The organism is Corynebacterium antarcticum, assembly GCF_016595285.2.
In the GTDB taxonomy this organism is placed as follows: Bacteria; Actinomycetota; Actinomycetes; order Mycobacteriales; family Mycobacteriaceae; genus Corynebacterium; species Corynebacterium antarcticum.
On sequence record NZ_JAENIP020000001.1, the window covers coordinates 22933 to 37774 of the forward strand.

At 66.7% G+C, this 14842-nt stretch carries 14 protein-coding genes and 1 tRNA gene; 11 read left to right on the plus strand and 4 right to left on the minus strand.

Annotated elements, in window-relative coordinates; all coding sequences use genetic code 11:
• Window positions 1–72: 72 nt before the first annotated feature.
• The 6 genes from JIM95_RS00105 (at window position 73) to JIM95_RS00130 (ending at window position 5708) form a co-directional block, all read left to right on the plus strand.
• The gene (locus tag JIM95_RS00105) at window positions 73–1353 is read left to right on the plus strand and encodes an adenosylmethionine--8-amino-7-oxononanoate transaminase (protein ID WP_200257392.1); all 1281 of its coding nucleotides are present in this window, start codon (window positions 73–75) and stop codon (window positions 1351–1353) included.
• Window positions 1350–2024 (plus strand): dethiobiotin synthase, encoded by a 675-nt coding sequence (gene bioD / locus JIM95_RS00110; protein ID WP_200257394.1) that lies wholly within the window; start codon window positions 1350–1352, stop codon window positions 2022–2024. Before JIM95_RS00105 ends, bioD begins: the two co-directional genes overlap by 4 nt.
• Before the next feature lie 126 nt (window positions 2025–2150).
• Window positions 2151–2972: a pseudouridine synthase gene (locus tag JIM95_RS00115; RefSeq protein WP_410170744.1), complete on the plus strand. Its 822-nt coding sequence runs from the start codon at window positions 2151–2153 to the stop codon at window positions 2970–2972.
• A gap of 17 nt (window positions 2973–2989) precedes the next feature.
• A complete protein-coding gene (gene cmk, locus JIM95_RS00120; RefSeq protein ID WP_200257764.1) occupies window positions 2990–3682 on the plus strand; it encodes a (d)CMP kinase in 693 nt (230 codons plus the stop codon).
• Window positions 3679–5313 carry a ribosome biogenesis GTPase Der gene (der, locus tag JIM95_RS00125; protein WP_200257399.1) on the plus strand — a complete coding sequence of 545 codons (1635 nt, stop codon included), beginning with the start codon at window positions 3679–3681 and terminating at the stop codon, window positions 5311–5313. The genes cmk and der overlap by 4 nt, the downstream gene beginning before the upstream one ends.
• A 242-nt stretch (window positions 5314–5555) precedes the next feature.
• Entirely contained in the window at window positions 5556–5708 is a 153-nt protein-coding gene (locus JIM95_RS00130) for a zinc transporter permease (RefSeq protein ID WP_200257402.1), read from the plus strand.
• A gap of 95 nt (window positions 5709–5803) precedes the next feature.
• Here the strand turns inward: JIM95_RS00130 and JIM95_RS00135 are convergent, their stop codons facing one another.
• The 4 genes from JIM95_RS00135 to JIM95_RS00150 form a co-directional block, all read right to left on the minus strand.
• A complete protein-coding gene (locus tag JIM95_RS00135) occupies window positions 5804–7216 on the minus strand; it encodes a Na+/H+ antiporter family protein (protein WP_200257405.1) in 1413 nt (470 codons plus the stop codon).
• 205 nt (window positions 7217–7421) lie between these two features.
• Window positions 7422–7498: transfer RNA gene (locus tag JIM95_RS00140), tRNA-Pro, on the minus strand.
• Window positions 7499–7598: 100 nt separating this feature from the next.
• On the minus strand, window positions 7599–7994 hold the full coding sequence (locus JIM95_RS00145; protein ID WP_200257407.1) for a YchJ family protein: 396 nt from the start codon (window positions 7992–7994) through the stop codon (window positions 7599–7601).
• 1 nt (window position 7995) lies between these two features.
• On the minus strand, window positions 7996–9186 hold the full coding sequence (locus tag JIM95_RS00150) for a bifunctional alpha/beta hydrolase/OsmC family protein (RefSeq protein ID WP_200257766.1): 1191 nt from the start codon (window positions 9184–9186) through the stop codon (window positions 7996–7998).
• 238 nt (window positions 9187–9424) lie between these two features.
• Here JIM95_RS00150 and secA2 point away from each other — a divergent pair, with 238 nt between their 5' ends.
• The 5 genes from secA2 (at window position 9425) to JIM95_RS00175 (ending at window position 14765) form a co-directional block, all read left to right on the plus strand.
• Window positions 9425–11719: an accessory Sec system translocase SecA2 gene (secA2, locus tag JIM95_RS00155; RefSeq protein WP_200257409.1), complete on the plus strand. Its 2295-nt coding sequence runs from the start codon at window positions 9425–9427 to the stop codon at window positions 11717–11719.
• A gap of 241 nt (window positions 11720–11960) precedes the next feature.
• The gene (gene odhI, locus JIM95_RS00160; RefSeq protein WP_200257410.1) at window positions 11961–12407 is read left to right on the plus strand and encodes an oxoglutarate dehydrogenase inhibitor Odhl; all 447 of its coding nucleotides are present in this window, start codon (window positions 11961–11963) and stop codon (window positions 12405–12407) included.
• A 101-nt stretch (window positions 12408–12508) separates the two neighbouring features.
• The gene (gene ftsR / locus JIM95_RS00165; RefSeq protein WP_200257412.1) at window positions 12509–13258 is read left to right on the plus strand and encodes a transcriptional regulator FtsR; all 750 of its coding nucleotides are present in this window, start codon (window positions 12509–12511) and stop codon (window positions 13256–13258) included.
• Between the two features lie 80 nt (window positions 13259–13338).
• On the plus strand, window positions 13339–14100 hold the full coding sequence (locus tag JIM95_RS00170; RefSeq protein ID WP_200257419.1) for a bifunctional nuclease family protein: 762 nt from the start codon (window positions 13339–13341) through the stop codon (window positions 14098–14100).
• A gap of 119 nt (window positions 14101–14219) precedes the next feature.
• The gene (locus JIM95_RS00175; protein WP_200257420.1) at window positions 14220–14765 is read left to right on the plus strand and encodes a MerR family transcriptional regulator; all 546 of its coding nucleotides are present in this window, start codon (window positions 14220–14222) and stop codon (window positions 14763–14765) included.
• Window positions 14766–14842 lie beyond the last annotated feature (77 nt).

Here is a 14842-nt window from a genome sequence, read left to right on the forward strand (position 1 = left end):
TGCACGACCGGAGTGACGGGATAGAGTTTCAGGTGTCCAGTGAACAACGTTCAACCCTGACGCGAGGACGCGATGACCGACACCGTCACCTTCGACCAGCAGCACATCTGGCACCCGTACAGTCCCACCCCGGTGGCGATGGATCCGCTGCCGGTCGAGTCAACCTCGGGAGTGCGTATCACCCTGGAGGACGGACGGACGCTGATCGACGGAATGAGCTCCTGGTGGGCCGCGTGCCACGGACACGGCCACCCGGCACTGGTGGCCGCCGCACACCGCCAGATCGACACGATGAGCCACGTCATGTTCGGTGGCCTCACCCACCGTCCGGCTGTCGACCTTGCTGAACGCCTGCTCCGGATCGCGGGGGAACCACTGAACCGGGTGTTCTTCTGTGACTCGGGTTCGGTCTCCGTCGAGGTGGCGATCAAGATGGCGCTGCAGTACCAGCGGGGGAACGGTCACCCTGAGAGAAACCGCCTGATCACCTGGCGCTCCGGCTACCACGGCGACACCTTCGGTCCGATGAGCGTGTGCGACCCGGACGGCGGGATGCACTCCCTGTGGACCGGGACACTGACCGAGCAGATCTTCGCGCCCGCGCCACCCGTCAGGGGCTCGTCGGAACCGGAGCGCGCCGAATACCTGCGGCGGGTCGGGGAACTCATCGACGAGTCGGTCGCGGCCATGATCATCGAGCCCGTCGTGCAGGGGGCCGGTGGAATGAGGTTCCACGACCATGAACTCGTCGCGGGTGTCAGGGAGCTGTGCGACCGGCACGGGATCCTGTTCATCGCCGACGAGATCGCCACCGGATTCGGCCGAACCGGCGACCTGCTGGCGACCCGGGCGGCGGGGGTGCACGCGGACATCCTGTGTCTGGGGAAGGCACTGACCGGCGGATTCATGTCGCTCGCGGCCGTGCTCGCTACGGATGAGGTCGCCGCGGTGATCCAGAAGCCGGAGGGGGGCGGGGCCCTCATGCACGGCCCGACCTTCATGGCCAACCCGCTGGCGTGCGCGGTCGGTTCCGCGTCCCTCGACCTGGTGGAGGGCGGATACTGGCGTGAGACCGTGCCCCGTATCGAAGGGGAACTCACCCGCGGGCTCGAACCGGTCCGGGAGCTCCCGGGCGTCGCCGATGTCCGGGTGCTCGGCGCGATCGGAGTCGTGGAGATGGAACGCCCGGTGGACATGCGTGCCGCCACGGACGCAGCTGTGGCCGCGGGCGTCTGGCTCAGACCGTTCGGACGGCTGATCTACACGATGCCCCCGTTCACCGCCACGACGCAGGACGTCGCGGCCATCTGCACGGCGATGGCCGCCGCCGCGGAAACGGGTGTGTCGCAATGACCGTGCACATCATCACCGGAACGAACACGGACGTCGGAAAAACCATCGCCACCGCCGGACTCGCCGCACGACTGCACTCGGTCGGCCGGCCCGTCACCGTCGTCAAGCCCGCGCAAACCGGCGAACCCGAGGGGCAGGGTGACCTGACCACGGTCCGCCGCCTGGTCGGGGACACCGTGACGACCGTCGGGTTCGCCCGCTACCCCGAACCACTCGCACCGAATCTCTCCGCCCGGCGCGCCGGTCTCCGCCAGCTCGATCTCGCGGACACAGCGGCGAAGATCCGGGAACTCGACTCCACGGACCGCACCGTGCTCGTGGAGGGGGCCGGAGGGCTTCTCGTTCGGATCGCCGACGACTGGACCATCGCGGATCTCGCCGTGGAGCTCGCCGCACCCGTCACCGTGGTCACCTCCCTCGGTCTGGGCTCGCTGAACTCCGCTGAGCTCACGGTCGAGGCCGCGCGGCGCCGGGGCATCGGGGTCACCGGCCTCATCGGCGGGTGCCTGCCTCGTGACCCGGACCTCGCGACCCGTCTGAACCTCCGTGAACTGCCCGAGGTCACCGGTGTCCCGCTGCTCGGGTGGATCCCGCAGGGATCCGGAAATCTCGCCCCGGAGGAGTTCGCGCGCGTCGCGGAGAACCTCGACGCGGGACCTTTCTCGAGGTGAAAATGGCGCCGGGGCGTCGACCGGGCTAGAGTTGCCCCGTTGCACAACCACATAGAAAAGGACACGATCACCGTGAACCAACCCGCTCGCCGAGACGGCACACCGGAGAAGAAGCGCGCCGCCGACATCTACGTCTCCAAAGCCAAGCCGGCCCGCCACCAGCATGTCCGATCCGATCACGGCCACCGCGCCGACACCGTCGGCGACGCCGCCGGAGAGGGCGTCCGCCTCCAGAAGGTCCTCGCTCAGGCGGGCGTGGCCTCCCGCCGGATGGCCGAGAAACTCATCGACGCAGGTCGCGTCGAGGTCGACGGCCGCATAGTCACCACCCAGGGCATGCGCATCAACCCCAACACCGCCATCGTCCGCGTCGACGGCGCGAGGATCCGCGTCAACGAGGACATGGTCTACTTCGTGCTGAACAAGCCACGTGGAGTGCAGTCCACGATGAGCGACGACATGGGTCGGCCGTGTGTCGGCGACATCGTCGGAGAGAAGCTCGACGCCGGCCAGCGCCTCTTCCACGTCGGGCGCCTCGACGCCGCCACCGAGGGCCTGCTGCTGCTCACCAACGACGGCGAGCTGGCGAACCGCCTCATGCACCCCAAGTACGAGGTGTCCAAGACCTACATGGCCACACTCGTCGGCGAAGCCGACCGCAAACTCATCAAGGAGCTCAAGGAGGGTATCGAGCTGGACGACGGTGTCGCGCGCGCGGACTACGTCCAGATCGTCGACGTCCACCAGGGCAAGTCCATCGTCCGCATCGACATCCACGAGGGGCGAAAGCACATCGTCCGCCGCATGTTCAAGACCGCCGGTTATCCGGTGGAGAGGCTCGTACGCACCAAGATCCACACCGTGTCCCTCGGAGAGCAGACCCCGGGCGCGATCCGAGCCCTCAACAGTGCGGAACTCGGCAGCCTGTACAAGGCGGTGGGAATGTGACGGCCGACCTGTCGAACATGCCCGACGGCGGACTGATCGTCGCCGTCGACGGCCCGAGCGGAACCGGGAAGTCCACGGCGTGCCGTGCGCTCGCCTCGCGACTGGGCGCCCGGTACCTCGACACCGGTGCGATGTACCGCGTCGCAACGCTGCACGTGCTCCGGCAGGGGATCGACCCCACCGACACGGATGCGGTCATCCGGGTGACCTCCGACCTCCCCCTCGAGGTCAGCGACGATCCGACGTCGGACGCGGTCCTGCTCGCCGGGGAGGACGTGTCCGGGATCATCCGCGGAGCTGAGGTCACCCGGAACGTATCGGCCGTCTCCGCGGTCCCCGAGGTCCGCGTCAACCTCGTCGAACTGCAGCGCAGCCTCGCTCGTCGGGCGCACCGGTGCGTCGTGGAGGGCCGTGACATCGGCACCGCGGTGCTCGTCGACGCGCCCGTCAAGGCGTTCCTCACGGCCTCCCCGGAGGTGCGGGCGCAGCGACGCTTCGACCAGGACACCGCAGCGGGACGTGAGACCGACTACGACACCGTCCTCGCGGACGTGATCCGCCGCGACGAACTCGACTCCACCCGAGCGGCGTCGCCGCTCACCCCGGCCGCGGACTCCGTGGTCGTAGACACCTCCGACATGACGCTGGAGCAGGTCATCGACCGCCTCGTCCAGCTCACCGCGGACAGCGCAGAAAGGACGCGCTCATGAGCGACAGACAGCATTCCTCCCCCGACGACGAACCGGAGACGATGTTCGTCTACCACACCCAGGGTGGTGAGATGGACGCCGTCGGCGTATTCGCCGACGAGGACGTCGCGGCACCGCACGGTGGACACGCCGCCAAGGAATTCGATCCCGCCGAGTTCGGGGAACGCAACATCGACGAGGACGGAGACATCCTCGATCCCGAGTTCGACGACTCGGAGTTCGCCGACGCCGACTTCGGCGAGGACTTCGGTGACGAGGACTGGGAACGCATGGAGGAGGCCTTCGGCGTCGAGCGTCCCGAGCACGTCGAGGAGTCACTGTGCACCGTGGCGATCGTCGGACGCCCGAACGTCGGCAAGTCGACACTGGTGAACCGGTTCATCGGTCGCCGCGAAGCGGTCGTCGAGGACTTCCCCGGCGTCACGCGTGACCGCATCAGCTACCTGGGGGACTGGAACGGGCGCCGTTTCTGGGTCCAGGACACCGGTGGCTGGGACCCGGACGCCAAGGGCATACACGGTGCCATCGCCCGACAGGCCGATGTGGCCATGGCCACCGCTGACGTCATCGTCCTCGTCGTCGACACCAAGGTCGGCGTCACCGAGACCGACGCGGTCATGGCCCGCAAACTCCAGCGCGCCGAGGTTCCGGTCATCCTCGTGGCCAACAAGTTCGACTCGGACTCCCAGTACGGGGATGTGGCCGAGTTCTGGTCCCTCGGCCTGGGCGATCCGTACCCGGTCTCGGCCCAGCACGGTCGCGGCGGTGCCGACGTCCTCGACAAGGTCGTCGCGTCCTTTCCCGATGAGCCGCGGCAGAAGTCCATCGTCGAGGGTCCGCGTCGGGTCGCACTCGTCGGACGGCCCAACGTGGGCAAATCCTCGCTGCTCAACAAGATCACCGGTGAGGAACGGAGCGTCGTCGACAACGTCGCCGGCACCACCGTCGATCCCGTCGACTCCCTGGTGCAGCTGGACCAGAAGCTGTGGAAGTTCGTCGACACGGCCGGCCTGCGCCGCAAGGTGAAGAACGCCCAGGGACACGAGTTTTACGCCTCGCTTCGGACCAAGAGCGCCATTGAGGCCGCCGAGGTCTGCATCTTCCTCATCGACGCGTCCGAGCCGATCTCCGAACAGGACCAGCGCGTCCTGGGGATGATCATGGACGCCGGCAAGGCAGTCGTCATCGCCTACAACAAGTGGGACCTGATGGACGAGGACCGCCGCCCGCTCCTCGAGCGTGAGATAGACCTGCAGCTGGCCCACATCCCGTGGGCCCGGCGCGTGAACATCTCCGCCAAGACGGGCCGTGCCCTGCAGCGGCTGGAGCCCGCGATGCTCGAGGCGCTGGAGTCCTGGGACACCCGCGTGTCCACCGGCCAGCTCAACACGTGGCTGCGTGCTGTCATCGCGCAGAATCCGCCGCCGATGCGCGGCGGTCGTCTCCCGCGGGTCCTGTTCGCCACCCAGGCGTCGACCCGCCCGCCGGTGATCGTGCTGTTCACGACCGGATTCCTGGAGGCCGGATACCGCCGTTACCTGGAGCGGAAGTTCCGGGAGGCGTTCGGCGGATTCGAGGGCTCGCCGGTCCGTATCGCGGTGCGCGTCCGGGAGAAGCGTAAGCGCAAGTAGACGTACCTGAGTGTGGGAGGACCTGCCCGTTCGGGCGGGTCCTCTTCCGATTCTGCGGCTCAAATTTTCAGTAACGTTCCACCCTCGCGGAGAAGAAGAAAGGTGGGTTTTCAATAACTGTCAGCATAATTCAAGGTTGACGGTTTGAATGTTCGCTACGTTTTCAACTAAGGTAGATGATGGCAGAATCGAACAGGCCCGCTGTTTTCAATAAGGCCGCAACCGGACACCAGGGAGTCACCATGAGCCACACCATCCACGAGAACCACGAGCACGAGCACGGCGAGAACTGCGGACACGACGCCGTCAAGCACGACGACCACGTCGACTACATTCACGACGGGCACCGTCACCACCGCCACGAGGACCACTGGGACGAGTGCGTGGCGGTCTAGGCCCCCTTCGTGCAGTAGAGCCCCTCAGGCGGATATCGCCTGAGGGGCTTCGCGTTGTCGCGGACGGGAAGGAGGTCGCGGACCGTGGGGGACGTCTAGAGGACCATCGCGGCGATCCATCCGGCCGCGAGGAGTGGCAGGTTGTAGTGGATGAAGGTCGGGATGACGGTGTCCCGGATGTGGTCGTGCTGACCGTCGGCGTTCAGGCCGGAAGTCGGCCCGAGGGTGGAGTCCGAGGCGGGGGAACCGGCGTCACCGAGGGCGCCGGCGGTGCCGATGATCGAGATGGTCGCCAGAGGGGAGAATCCCATCGACATGCACAACGGGACGTAGATCGCCGTGATGATCGGCAGGGTGGAGAACGACGAACCGATGCCCATCGTCACCACCAGCCCGACGACGAGGATCGCGAGGGCCGCAGCGGGCCGGTTGCCGCCGAAGAGGTTCGCGGCGGATTCGACCAGAGCCGGAATGTCGCCGGTCTCGGTCATGACGGCGGCGAAGCCCTGCGCGGTGATCATGATGAAACCGATCAGGGCCATCATGCGCATGCCCGCGGTGAAGACGTCGTCCGCCTCATTCCATTTCACTGCGCCGGACGCCATGAAGATGGCCAGTCCCACCAGCGCGCCGGTGAGCAGGGAATCCGCGTCCACCTCCATGGCGTTGATGACCAACTGGATGATGAAGCAGGCCAGTATCGCGATGACCGACACGATGATCTTGTACCGGGAGATCTCACCGGAACCCGATCCATCCGACGAGTCCCGGGAGGACGAGTCGCGGACCTCGTCGGCGATCGGGATGTCCTCGTAGACCCTCGGCCTGCGGTATGAGATGAAGACCGCGGTCAGAAGCCCGGCGACCATGCCGAGGGCGGGGATCCACATGGCACTCATGACGTTGATGCCCGTGGTGTCGAGGCCGGCGGTGCTGATGTTCCCCATCAGGATCGACTCGAGGTAGATGCGGCCGAACCCGATCGGCAGGAACATGTAGGTCGTGACGAGGCCGAAGGTCAGGACACAGGCGACCAGACGGCGGTCCATCCGGAGGGTGTTCATGACGCGGAGCAGCGGCGGGATGAGGAGCGGGATGAAGGCGATGTGGACAGGGATGAGGTTCTGGCTCATCACCGCCATGACCAGGATTCCGGCGATCAGACCGTATTCGGTGACCGTCGCCGCGCGTTTCTGGGCCCGGGTCAGCTCACCGTCCAGACCGGCGGCGGTACTGCCGCCCGCGATCCTCCTCACCATCCAGTCCGCCAGCAGCTTCGGGAGTCCGGCGCTGGCGACCGCCATAGCGAAGGCGCCGAGGAGTGCGTACGACAACGCGATCGTGGCGCCACCGCCCAGCCCCTCCTGGAACGTGACCATGGTGTCGGTGAAGCCCAGCCCACTGATCACACCACCGACGACGGCACCGATGAGGAGGGCGAGGACGACGTGGACGCGGAGCACGGCCAGCAGGAGCACCAGCATGACCGCTATCAGTACAGAGTTCATGTGGACAATACTAAGGTCACGTATCGGCGGGGCTCATCATCGACCCAGGTTTAGCGGTCTCTGTTCCATGGGGTGAACCCTCATTGTGCCCGGTGCGTCTGACTCTTCCACCGGGAGAACGTTGTTACCGGGGTGTTCCGAAGCCGATCTCCTTGTAACGGCACGGCAAAAAACCCGGTGGAGATGATCTCCACCGGGGTTCTTCTGGTCGGACTGACAGGATTTGAACCTGCGACCCCTTGACCCCCAGTCAAGTGCGCTACCAAGCTGCGCCACAGTCCGTCGTCGGCCCGGTTCCACCGGAGCAACTGCCACAGATTACAACAGTGTCGGGCGGTTGCGCCAATCCGCAGGCCATCGGGTCAAAAGGGGGGCGGTGGAGTCACAGTGCAGCCACGTACACCCAGCGTCCGTCGAGGCGCGTGAAGGAGGAATTCTCCCGCTGCTCGCCGCGGTGTCCCGATTCCGTCCGGTAGTGGGCGGTGAAGTCGACCTGTCCGGAGGCGTCGAACGGCCCGCCTCCCGAAGTATCGTGCACGACCAGGCGGAGGAACCTGATGTCGGGATCGACGGTGAGTTCGTCCGGTCTCGTGTCCGAGTGCCAGGACACCCGGAGATGGTTCACGTCGCCGACACAGAACGCCGTGTAACGCGAGCGCATGAGAGCTTCCGCGGTCGGTGCCCGCCTGGTGCCGGCCAGGACGGGCCCGCAGCATGTCCCGTAGCGGTCGCCGCTACCGCAGGGACACCTGTCCGCGTCGCTGATGGTCCCGGCCACGTCAGCTGTCCCCGTCGATGAGGGTCGAGGACGTGGTGATGATCCTCTCGATCACACTCGTACCGGCGGCGGCGAGGAGCTCCGAGCGCTCGTCCTCGTCGAGGTCGCCGATCAGCTCGATCCGGCGTCGGAGCACGGTGGCCTCGTCGTCGGAGCCGACGACCCGGGACACCGTCACCTTCACGTCGTCGAGCCCACGGATGCGGGCCTCCTTCGCCGCGATCCTGATGCTCTGTGAGGTCGCGGAGGCCAGGGCTGCGATGAGCAGCGAGGTGGGGGAGAGCCCGAGGTTCCGTCCGCCGAGGGACCGCTCCCGGTCGGTGGTGATCGTCTCTCTCTCGATGCGCACCAGGTCCGTGAACTTTCCCGCCGGGATCGACCGCGCCTCGGCCACCCCCTCCGGCATCACGTCGGTGTCATCGGCGCCGGATTCGTCGGAGAGGTAGGGCTCGACCCAGGTCCGGATGAGGTTCGCCGCGCGCTGTGCGACTCCCGGGCGGGTGCAGAGATGATCGGCCTTGTCGAGCGCGATGAGTGATTTCGGGTAGCGGGAGAGCTGGAAGATCTTCTGGGCGTTGTCGATGCCGACGGTCTGATCCGTCGGAGCGTGCAGGAGGAGGAGCGGGCGGCGGAGTCCGCCCAGGTAGGCCTCGGGGTTGATCTCGGCGAGATCCTCCAGGTAGTCCCGGGAGATCGTCAGCTCCCGTCCACCCAGGGTGAGGGTGACCGCACCGTTGGCGTCGACCTCGCTGATCCGGTCCGCGAAGTGGAGCACGGAGTGCGCCGGATCGAAGGGGGCACCGATCGTCGCGACGGCACGCAGCTTCGGCATCTGCGCCCCGGCCTTCAGCGCGGCGGCGCCCCCGAGGGAATGGCCGATGAGCAGCTGCGGCGCCGAGTGGTTGTCCTCGAGCCACCGGTAGGCCGCGACCAGGTCCGCCACGTTCGAGGAGAATGACGTCTCCGCGAAATTGCCCTCCGACTGCCCGAGCCCGGGAAAGTCGAACCGGAGGCAGGCGATGCCCTGTTCAGCCAGCGTCTTGCACACCCGCGCCGCAGCGGGGGTGAATCGGGAGCCGGTGAAGCAGTGGGAGAACATCGCCCACGCGACCGGCGGGGAATCGGGGATGTCGAGGGTTCCGGCCATCATCTGTCCGGAACTGCCGGGGAGCTTCACACTGACGGAGTGCACGGGAGCCTCACTCACTTTCGCTTCTTGGTTCGCTGGGACGGGGACGGTCGGTACCGCCGCTGTCCGTCATCACGGCCACTCTATGCCAGTGTCGGGTCGCCCGCTCAGAGGTGCGCGGTGCCCTGGGGTACCGCGCGTTGGTTAAGGTCGTTGTAGCGACAGACATGTCAGATCAGTCAGAGCGTGACCCTGCGGATGCGGGGTTCTGCACCAACCGACGAGTCAAAGGAAGTCCCACGTGGCCGGATTCAACTGGTTCTGGAAGGCGATGGGCGGTCAGCAGGGCCGCAATCAGAAGCGGAGCCGCGCGATCGTCGACAGGGCGAGGACGATCAACCGGGAGCTCGAGGCGCTCGACGACGCCCAGCTGGCGGACCGTGCCCGGGACCTCACCTCCGGAGGGTCCGTGAGTGACCCGGCGGAACTGCTCGCGGTTCTCGGCGTCGCGGCCGAGAGGACCCTGGGGATGACGCCCTTCGACGTGCAGTCCCAGGCCACGCTGCGCCTGCTCGAGGGCGACGTCGTCCACATGGCGACGGGTGAGGGAAAGACGCTGGTCGGCGCCATGGCCGCCACCGGTTTCGCTCTGACGGGCAAGAACGTCCACTGCATCACCGTCAACGATTACCTGGCCACGCGGGACGCCGGGTGGATGACGCCCCTGGTCGAGTTCTTCGGGCTGACCGCGGGGGCGATCACGGAGAAGCTGACCCCGGAGGAGCGGCGCGGGATCTACGCGTGCGACATCGTCTACGGGCCGGTCAACGAGATCGGCTTCGATGTCCTGCGCGACCAGCTGATCACCGACCGGGCACAGGCCGTGCAGCACGGGGCCGATGTGGCCATCGTGGATGAGGCGGATTCGGTTCTCGTCGATGAGGCTCTCGTTCCGCTCGTCCTCGCCGGCAGTGAACCGGGTCGCGCCCCGAGGGGGCGGATCACCGAGGTCGTCCGGACCCTGGACCCGGGCACCGACTACCGCCCCGACGATGAACGCCGCAATGTGTTCCTCACCGACGAGGGCGCGGCGAAGGTGGAGCATGCCCTGGGGATCGGATCGCTCTACGACGACGAACACGTGGGCACCACGCTCGTGCAGGTCAACCTCGCCCTGCACGCCCGGGAGCTGCTCATCCGGGACGTGCACTACATCGTCCGCGACGGCAGGGTCGCGCTGATCGACGCCTCCCGGGGGCGGGTTGCCGACCTGCAGCGGTGGCCCGACGGGATCCAGGCCGCGGTCGAGGCGAAGGAGGGGCTCGTCGTCACCGAGGGCGGCCGCATCCTCGACACGATCACCCTCCAGGCGCTGATGGGACGGTATCCCACGGTCTGCGGTATGACCGGTACCGCCGTGGAGGCGACGGACCAGCTGCGGCAGTTCTACGATCTGCGGGTGTCGGTGATCGACCGGAACCGGGAGTTGAAGCGCTTCGATCAGGCGGACCGCGTGTTCGCCACCCTCGAGGAGAAGAACGCCGCCATCGTCGAGGAGATCAGGGCGATCCACGCGACCGGTCAACCGGTGCTCGTAGGCACCCAGGACGTGGCGGAGTCGGAGGAGCTGGCGGAACGGCTCCGGGAGTACGACATCGAGGTGTCGGTCCTGAACGCGAAGAACGACGCGGAGGAGGCCCGCATCATCGCCGAGGCCGGCGACCTTGGACGCGTGACGGTGTCCACGCAGATGGCGGGCCGCGGTACCGACATCCGGCTCGGCGGGAACGACGAGGATGACCGGGACCGGGTCGTGGAACTCGGCGGGCTCGCCGTGATCGGGACCTCCCGGCACCGCACCGCCCGCCTGGACAACCAGCTCCGCGGCCGTGGCGGCCGACAGGGGGATCCCGGCTTCAGTCTCTTCTTCGTGTCCCTGGAGGACGACGTCGTCACTGCCGGCGGCTCCGGCGAGGAGGTGACCGTGACCCCCGGCCCGGGCGGGGAGATCGACTCCAGGCGGGTCAGGGACTTCATCGAGCACTGCCAGCGGGTCACCGAGGGGCAGCTGCTGGAGATCCACTCCCAGACGTGGAAGTACAACAAGTTGATCGCCGATCAACGCGAGATCATCGACGGCCGACGTGCCGAGATCCTCGACACCCCGGCGGCCTGGGAGTCGCTCGCGCAGCGCGCACCGGACCGCGCCGCGGAACTCTCGGGGAAGCTGGCGCGGGAGGTGCTGGACGTGGCTGCCCGCGAGATCATGCTCTACCACCTGGACAATGCCTGGTCCGATCACCTGGCACTGCTCGACGACGTCCGCGAGTCGATCCATCTCCGGGCGATCGCCAGGGAGACCCCCATCGACGAGTTCCACCGGATCGCCGTCGCGGAGTTCAGGGAACTCGCGCAGAGGGCGATGACGGAGTCGGTGGACACGTTCCGCACGGTGCGGATCGACGGGGACGGTGCGCATCTCGACGATCAGGGGCTCGCACGACCGTCGACCACGTGGACCTACATGGTCAACGACAATCCGCTATCCGGTTCGGGTAACTCGGTCATCGGATCCATCACCTCGATGTTCCGCTGAGTCCCGCCGCGCGTCCGCCGGGGCGGGGCTCCGGCGGGTGGGAACCGGGATTTCTGACGTCGTGTGGTGCGCGACACCGCCCGGCGGATTCCACCCCCAGCCGCAGTTCATCCGATTGTCCCACCCCAGAGGGGGTTTGGGGTCGGCGGAGTCGGCCGCGACCACGGGATCCGGCCGGGAACCGCTATGATGTGAAGGAACACCAGTATTTTGTGGTTTAACGTCGATCCGGAGGTTTAACATGAGCGACAACACCGGCTTTTCCGAGGCACAGGCCGAAACCACCTCGGTATTCCGCGCTGACCTGCTCAAAGAGATGGAGTCGGGAGCTGCTGCCGGAACTCCCGCGAACACCACCGGGACGACCGGCACCGAGAACCTGCCCGCGGGTGCGGCACTGCTCGTCGTGAAGAGGGGTCCCAACGCGGGGTCCAGGTTCCTGCTCGACCAGCCCACCACGACCGTGGGAAGGCACCCCGAGAGCGACATCTTCCTCGACGACGTCACCGTGTCCCGACGGCACGCCGAATTCCGGTTGTCCGACGGCCAGTTCGAGGTTGTCGACGTCGGCAGCCTGAACGGCACGTACGTCAACCGCGAGCCGAAGAACGCCGAGGTTCTCTCGAGCGGCGACGAGGTACAGATCGGCAAGTTCCGTCTCGTGTTCCTCGCCGGACCCACGAAGTAGCTCCCCAGACCGCCGCCGGGTCCCCGCCCCGCCGGCACTGAGCGAGGAGCCAGTCAAGAGCCCCACCTACGACCATCCGACGAATCCGAGTAGACACGCACGTGACAGCGCTAAGAAAGACCGCAGGCGACAACGCACCGGCCACGGGAACCCGGGCCACCAAGCCCGCCAAGACCATGTCCATCGGTGTCGTCCTGGACCGCCTGCGTTCAGAGTTTCCCGATGTGACGGTGTCCAAGATCCGGTTCCTCGAGTCGGAGGGGCTGATCTCCCCGCAGCGCACGGCCTCCGGGTACCGTCGCTTCACCGAGAGTGACGTCGAGCGGCTCCGCTACATCCTGGTGACCCAGCGGGACAACTACCTGCCGCTCAAGGTCATCCGCGAGCAGCTGGAGGCGATGGACTCCGGTGCCGTCGCGGCCATACTGACCACGGCGGAAGCCGCCCCGTTGATCAGTCCGGAGAACTTCCGGGCGCCGGTGCTCACGCGTCTCACGGCCGCCGATGTGGCCTCCCAGGCGGGCGTGGAGGAGGAGTTCGTCGGACAGCTCACGGAGGCCGCTCTGATCCGGACGGACGAGTCCGGGTTCTTCACCGCTGATGATGTCCGGATCGTTCACACCGCGAGTGCGCTCGGTGAGTTCGGGTTCGATATCCGGCACCTGAAGAGCCTCCGTACGACGGCGAACCGCCAGGCCGGCCTCATCGGTCAGGTCGCGACCCCCGTCGCCAGATCGAAGGGTGACGGTGCACGCCAGCGGGCCGAGGAACTGTCCCAGCAGATGACCGCGCTCGTCGTTTCGCTCCACGCTTCGCTCGTCAAGAACGCGCTGCGCGACGAACTGGGCTGATATCGCGGCACACACGGTGTCCGAGGTTCCCCGGGGCGTCAGCGGCACCGCACACCGCAGAAAGGTACACGGGTAGACCGATGAACGAAGATGAGCCGGTGGAGGTCACGTACCGAGGCGTCTACGTCGCAGCCCCGGAGGGGTTCACCTGCATGGTGCTGGACTGGCCGGGTACCGGTCGGGTCCTTCCCGTCTGGATCGACGCCGCGCAGGCCGTGGCCCTGAATTCATTGGCGGACGGAACAGGTCAGCGCCGCCCGGGCAGTCACGAGGTCATCGAGTCGCTGCTGACCGGCTTCGGAGGGAGTGATCCGTCGGTCCACATCAGCAGCTGCTGGCAGGGGGTGTTCAACGCCGAGATCCACACGGGACTGGACGGTCAGGACGGGGAATACGCGATGATCGACGCGCGTGCATCCGACGGGGTCCTTCTCGCACTCACCGCCAGGTACCCGATCTACGTGAACCGGTCCGTGCTGGTCGCCCAGTCGGTATATCTGGGTGACGCTCCGGTCGAGTCCCTGTTCGACGGGTCCCTCGATTCGACGGCGACGCAGCAGCAGCTGCCGATCCGTGAGGTGGTCTCGGCGTCCGGGGATGCCGAGGCCGACGCGGATTTCGAGCAGCTGATGCAGTCTCTTGGCGTTTCGGAGGCCGATCTTCTCGGGTCCGCGGAGTCCACCGCCACACCGGACGACACCACCTCCGGGGGTGGAAACGGGGGTGTTTCCGGACGGGGGGATGAGTCGGCGGAGCCAGAGGGAGCCGTGGGGCCATCCGGGGAAAATGACAACGATGTGACTGGTGATGGCGATGTTACCGATGTGAATGATGGGAATTGAGCTGTCTGTACCTCAAGTTGAGGTTTAGGTTTCGGGCGTGTCGCCCGTCGACTCCTTGACGTTGAACTAGTCTTACCGAAGAATGAGCTGCAGGAAGCTAGATCACACAGGAGAGATTTATGAGCGACACAGACCGTCCCGTCCAGGAGTCACTGTTCGACCTGGGCCCCGATGAGGAGGTCGGATACCGGGTCCCGACCGCCTGTCAGGTCGCCAACATCACCTACCGTCAGCTCGACTACTGGGCCCGGACGAAACTCGTCGTACCCTCGATCCGATCCGCGCGAGGGTCCGGATCCCAGCGCCTCTACTCCTTCAAGGACATCCTCGTCCTGAAGATCGTCAAGGGACTGCTCGACACGGGAATCTCACTCCAGAACATCCGCCAGGCGGTGGAGAAGCTCCGCGACCTCGGCGTCGACGATCTCGCGACGATCACCCTGGTCTCCGACGGCACGACGGTCTACGAGTGCCGCTCCAACGAGGAGGTCATCGACCTGCTCGGCGGGGGACAGGGGGTCTTCGGCATCGCAGTACCCGGCATCATGAAGGAACTCACCGGCACGATCTCCGCGTTCCCGCACGAGCGGGTCGACGAGGAGAACGCGACGATCGTGGGAACGGACGAACTCGCCGCACGTCGTCGACGCCGCAACATCTCCTGAGCGTCCGTTTTCCCGACCCCACCTGAACCCGCCCGGTCCGCTCTCCGCCCGGGCGGGTTCCCCGTGTCCGGGCCTTC

Bases quoted from the DNA above. Each gene is read 5' to 3' on its own strand.
- JIM95_RS00105 (WP_200257392.1), top strand. From the start codon at position 73: ATGACCGACACCGTCACCTTCGACCAGCAGCACATCTGGCACCCGTAC.
- bioD (WP_200257394.1), top strand. From the start codon at position 1,350: ATGACCGTGCACATCATCACCGGAACGAACACGGACGTCGGAAAAACC.
- cmk (WP_200257764.1), top strand. From the start codon at position 2,990: ATGCCCGACGGCGGACTGATCGTCGCCGTCGACGGCCCGAGCGGAACC.
- der (WP_200257399.1), top strand. From the start codon at position 3,679: ATGAGCGACAGACAGCATTCCTCCCCCGACGACGAACCGGAGACGATG.
- JIM95_RS00130 (WP_200257402.1), top strand. From the start codon at position 5,556: ATGAGCCACACCATCCACGAGAACCACGAGCACGAGCACGGCGAGAAC.
- JIM95_RS00135 (WP_200257405.1), bottom strand. From the start codon at position 7,216: ATGAACTCTGTACTGATAGCGGTCATGCTGGTGCTCCTGCTGGCCGTG.
- odhI (WP_200257410.1), top strand. From the start codon at position 11,961: ATGAGCGACAACACCGGCTTTTCCGAGGCACAGGCCGAAACCACCTCG.
- JIM95_RS00170 (WP_200257419.1), top strand. From the start codon at position 13,339: ATGAACGAAGATGAGCCGGTGGAGGTCACGTACCGAGGCGTCTACGTC.
- JIM95_RS00175 (WP_200257420.1), top strand. From the start codon at position 14,220: ATGAGCGACACAGACCGTCCCGTCCAGGAGTCACTGTTCGACCTGGGC.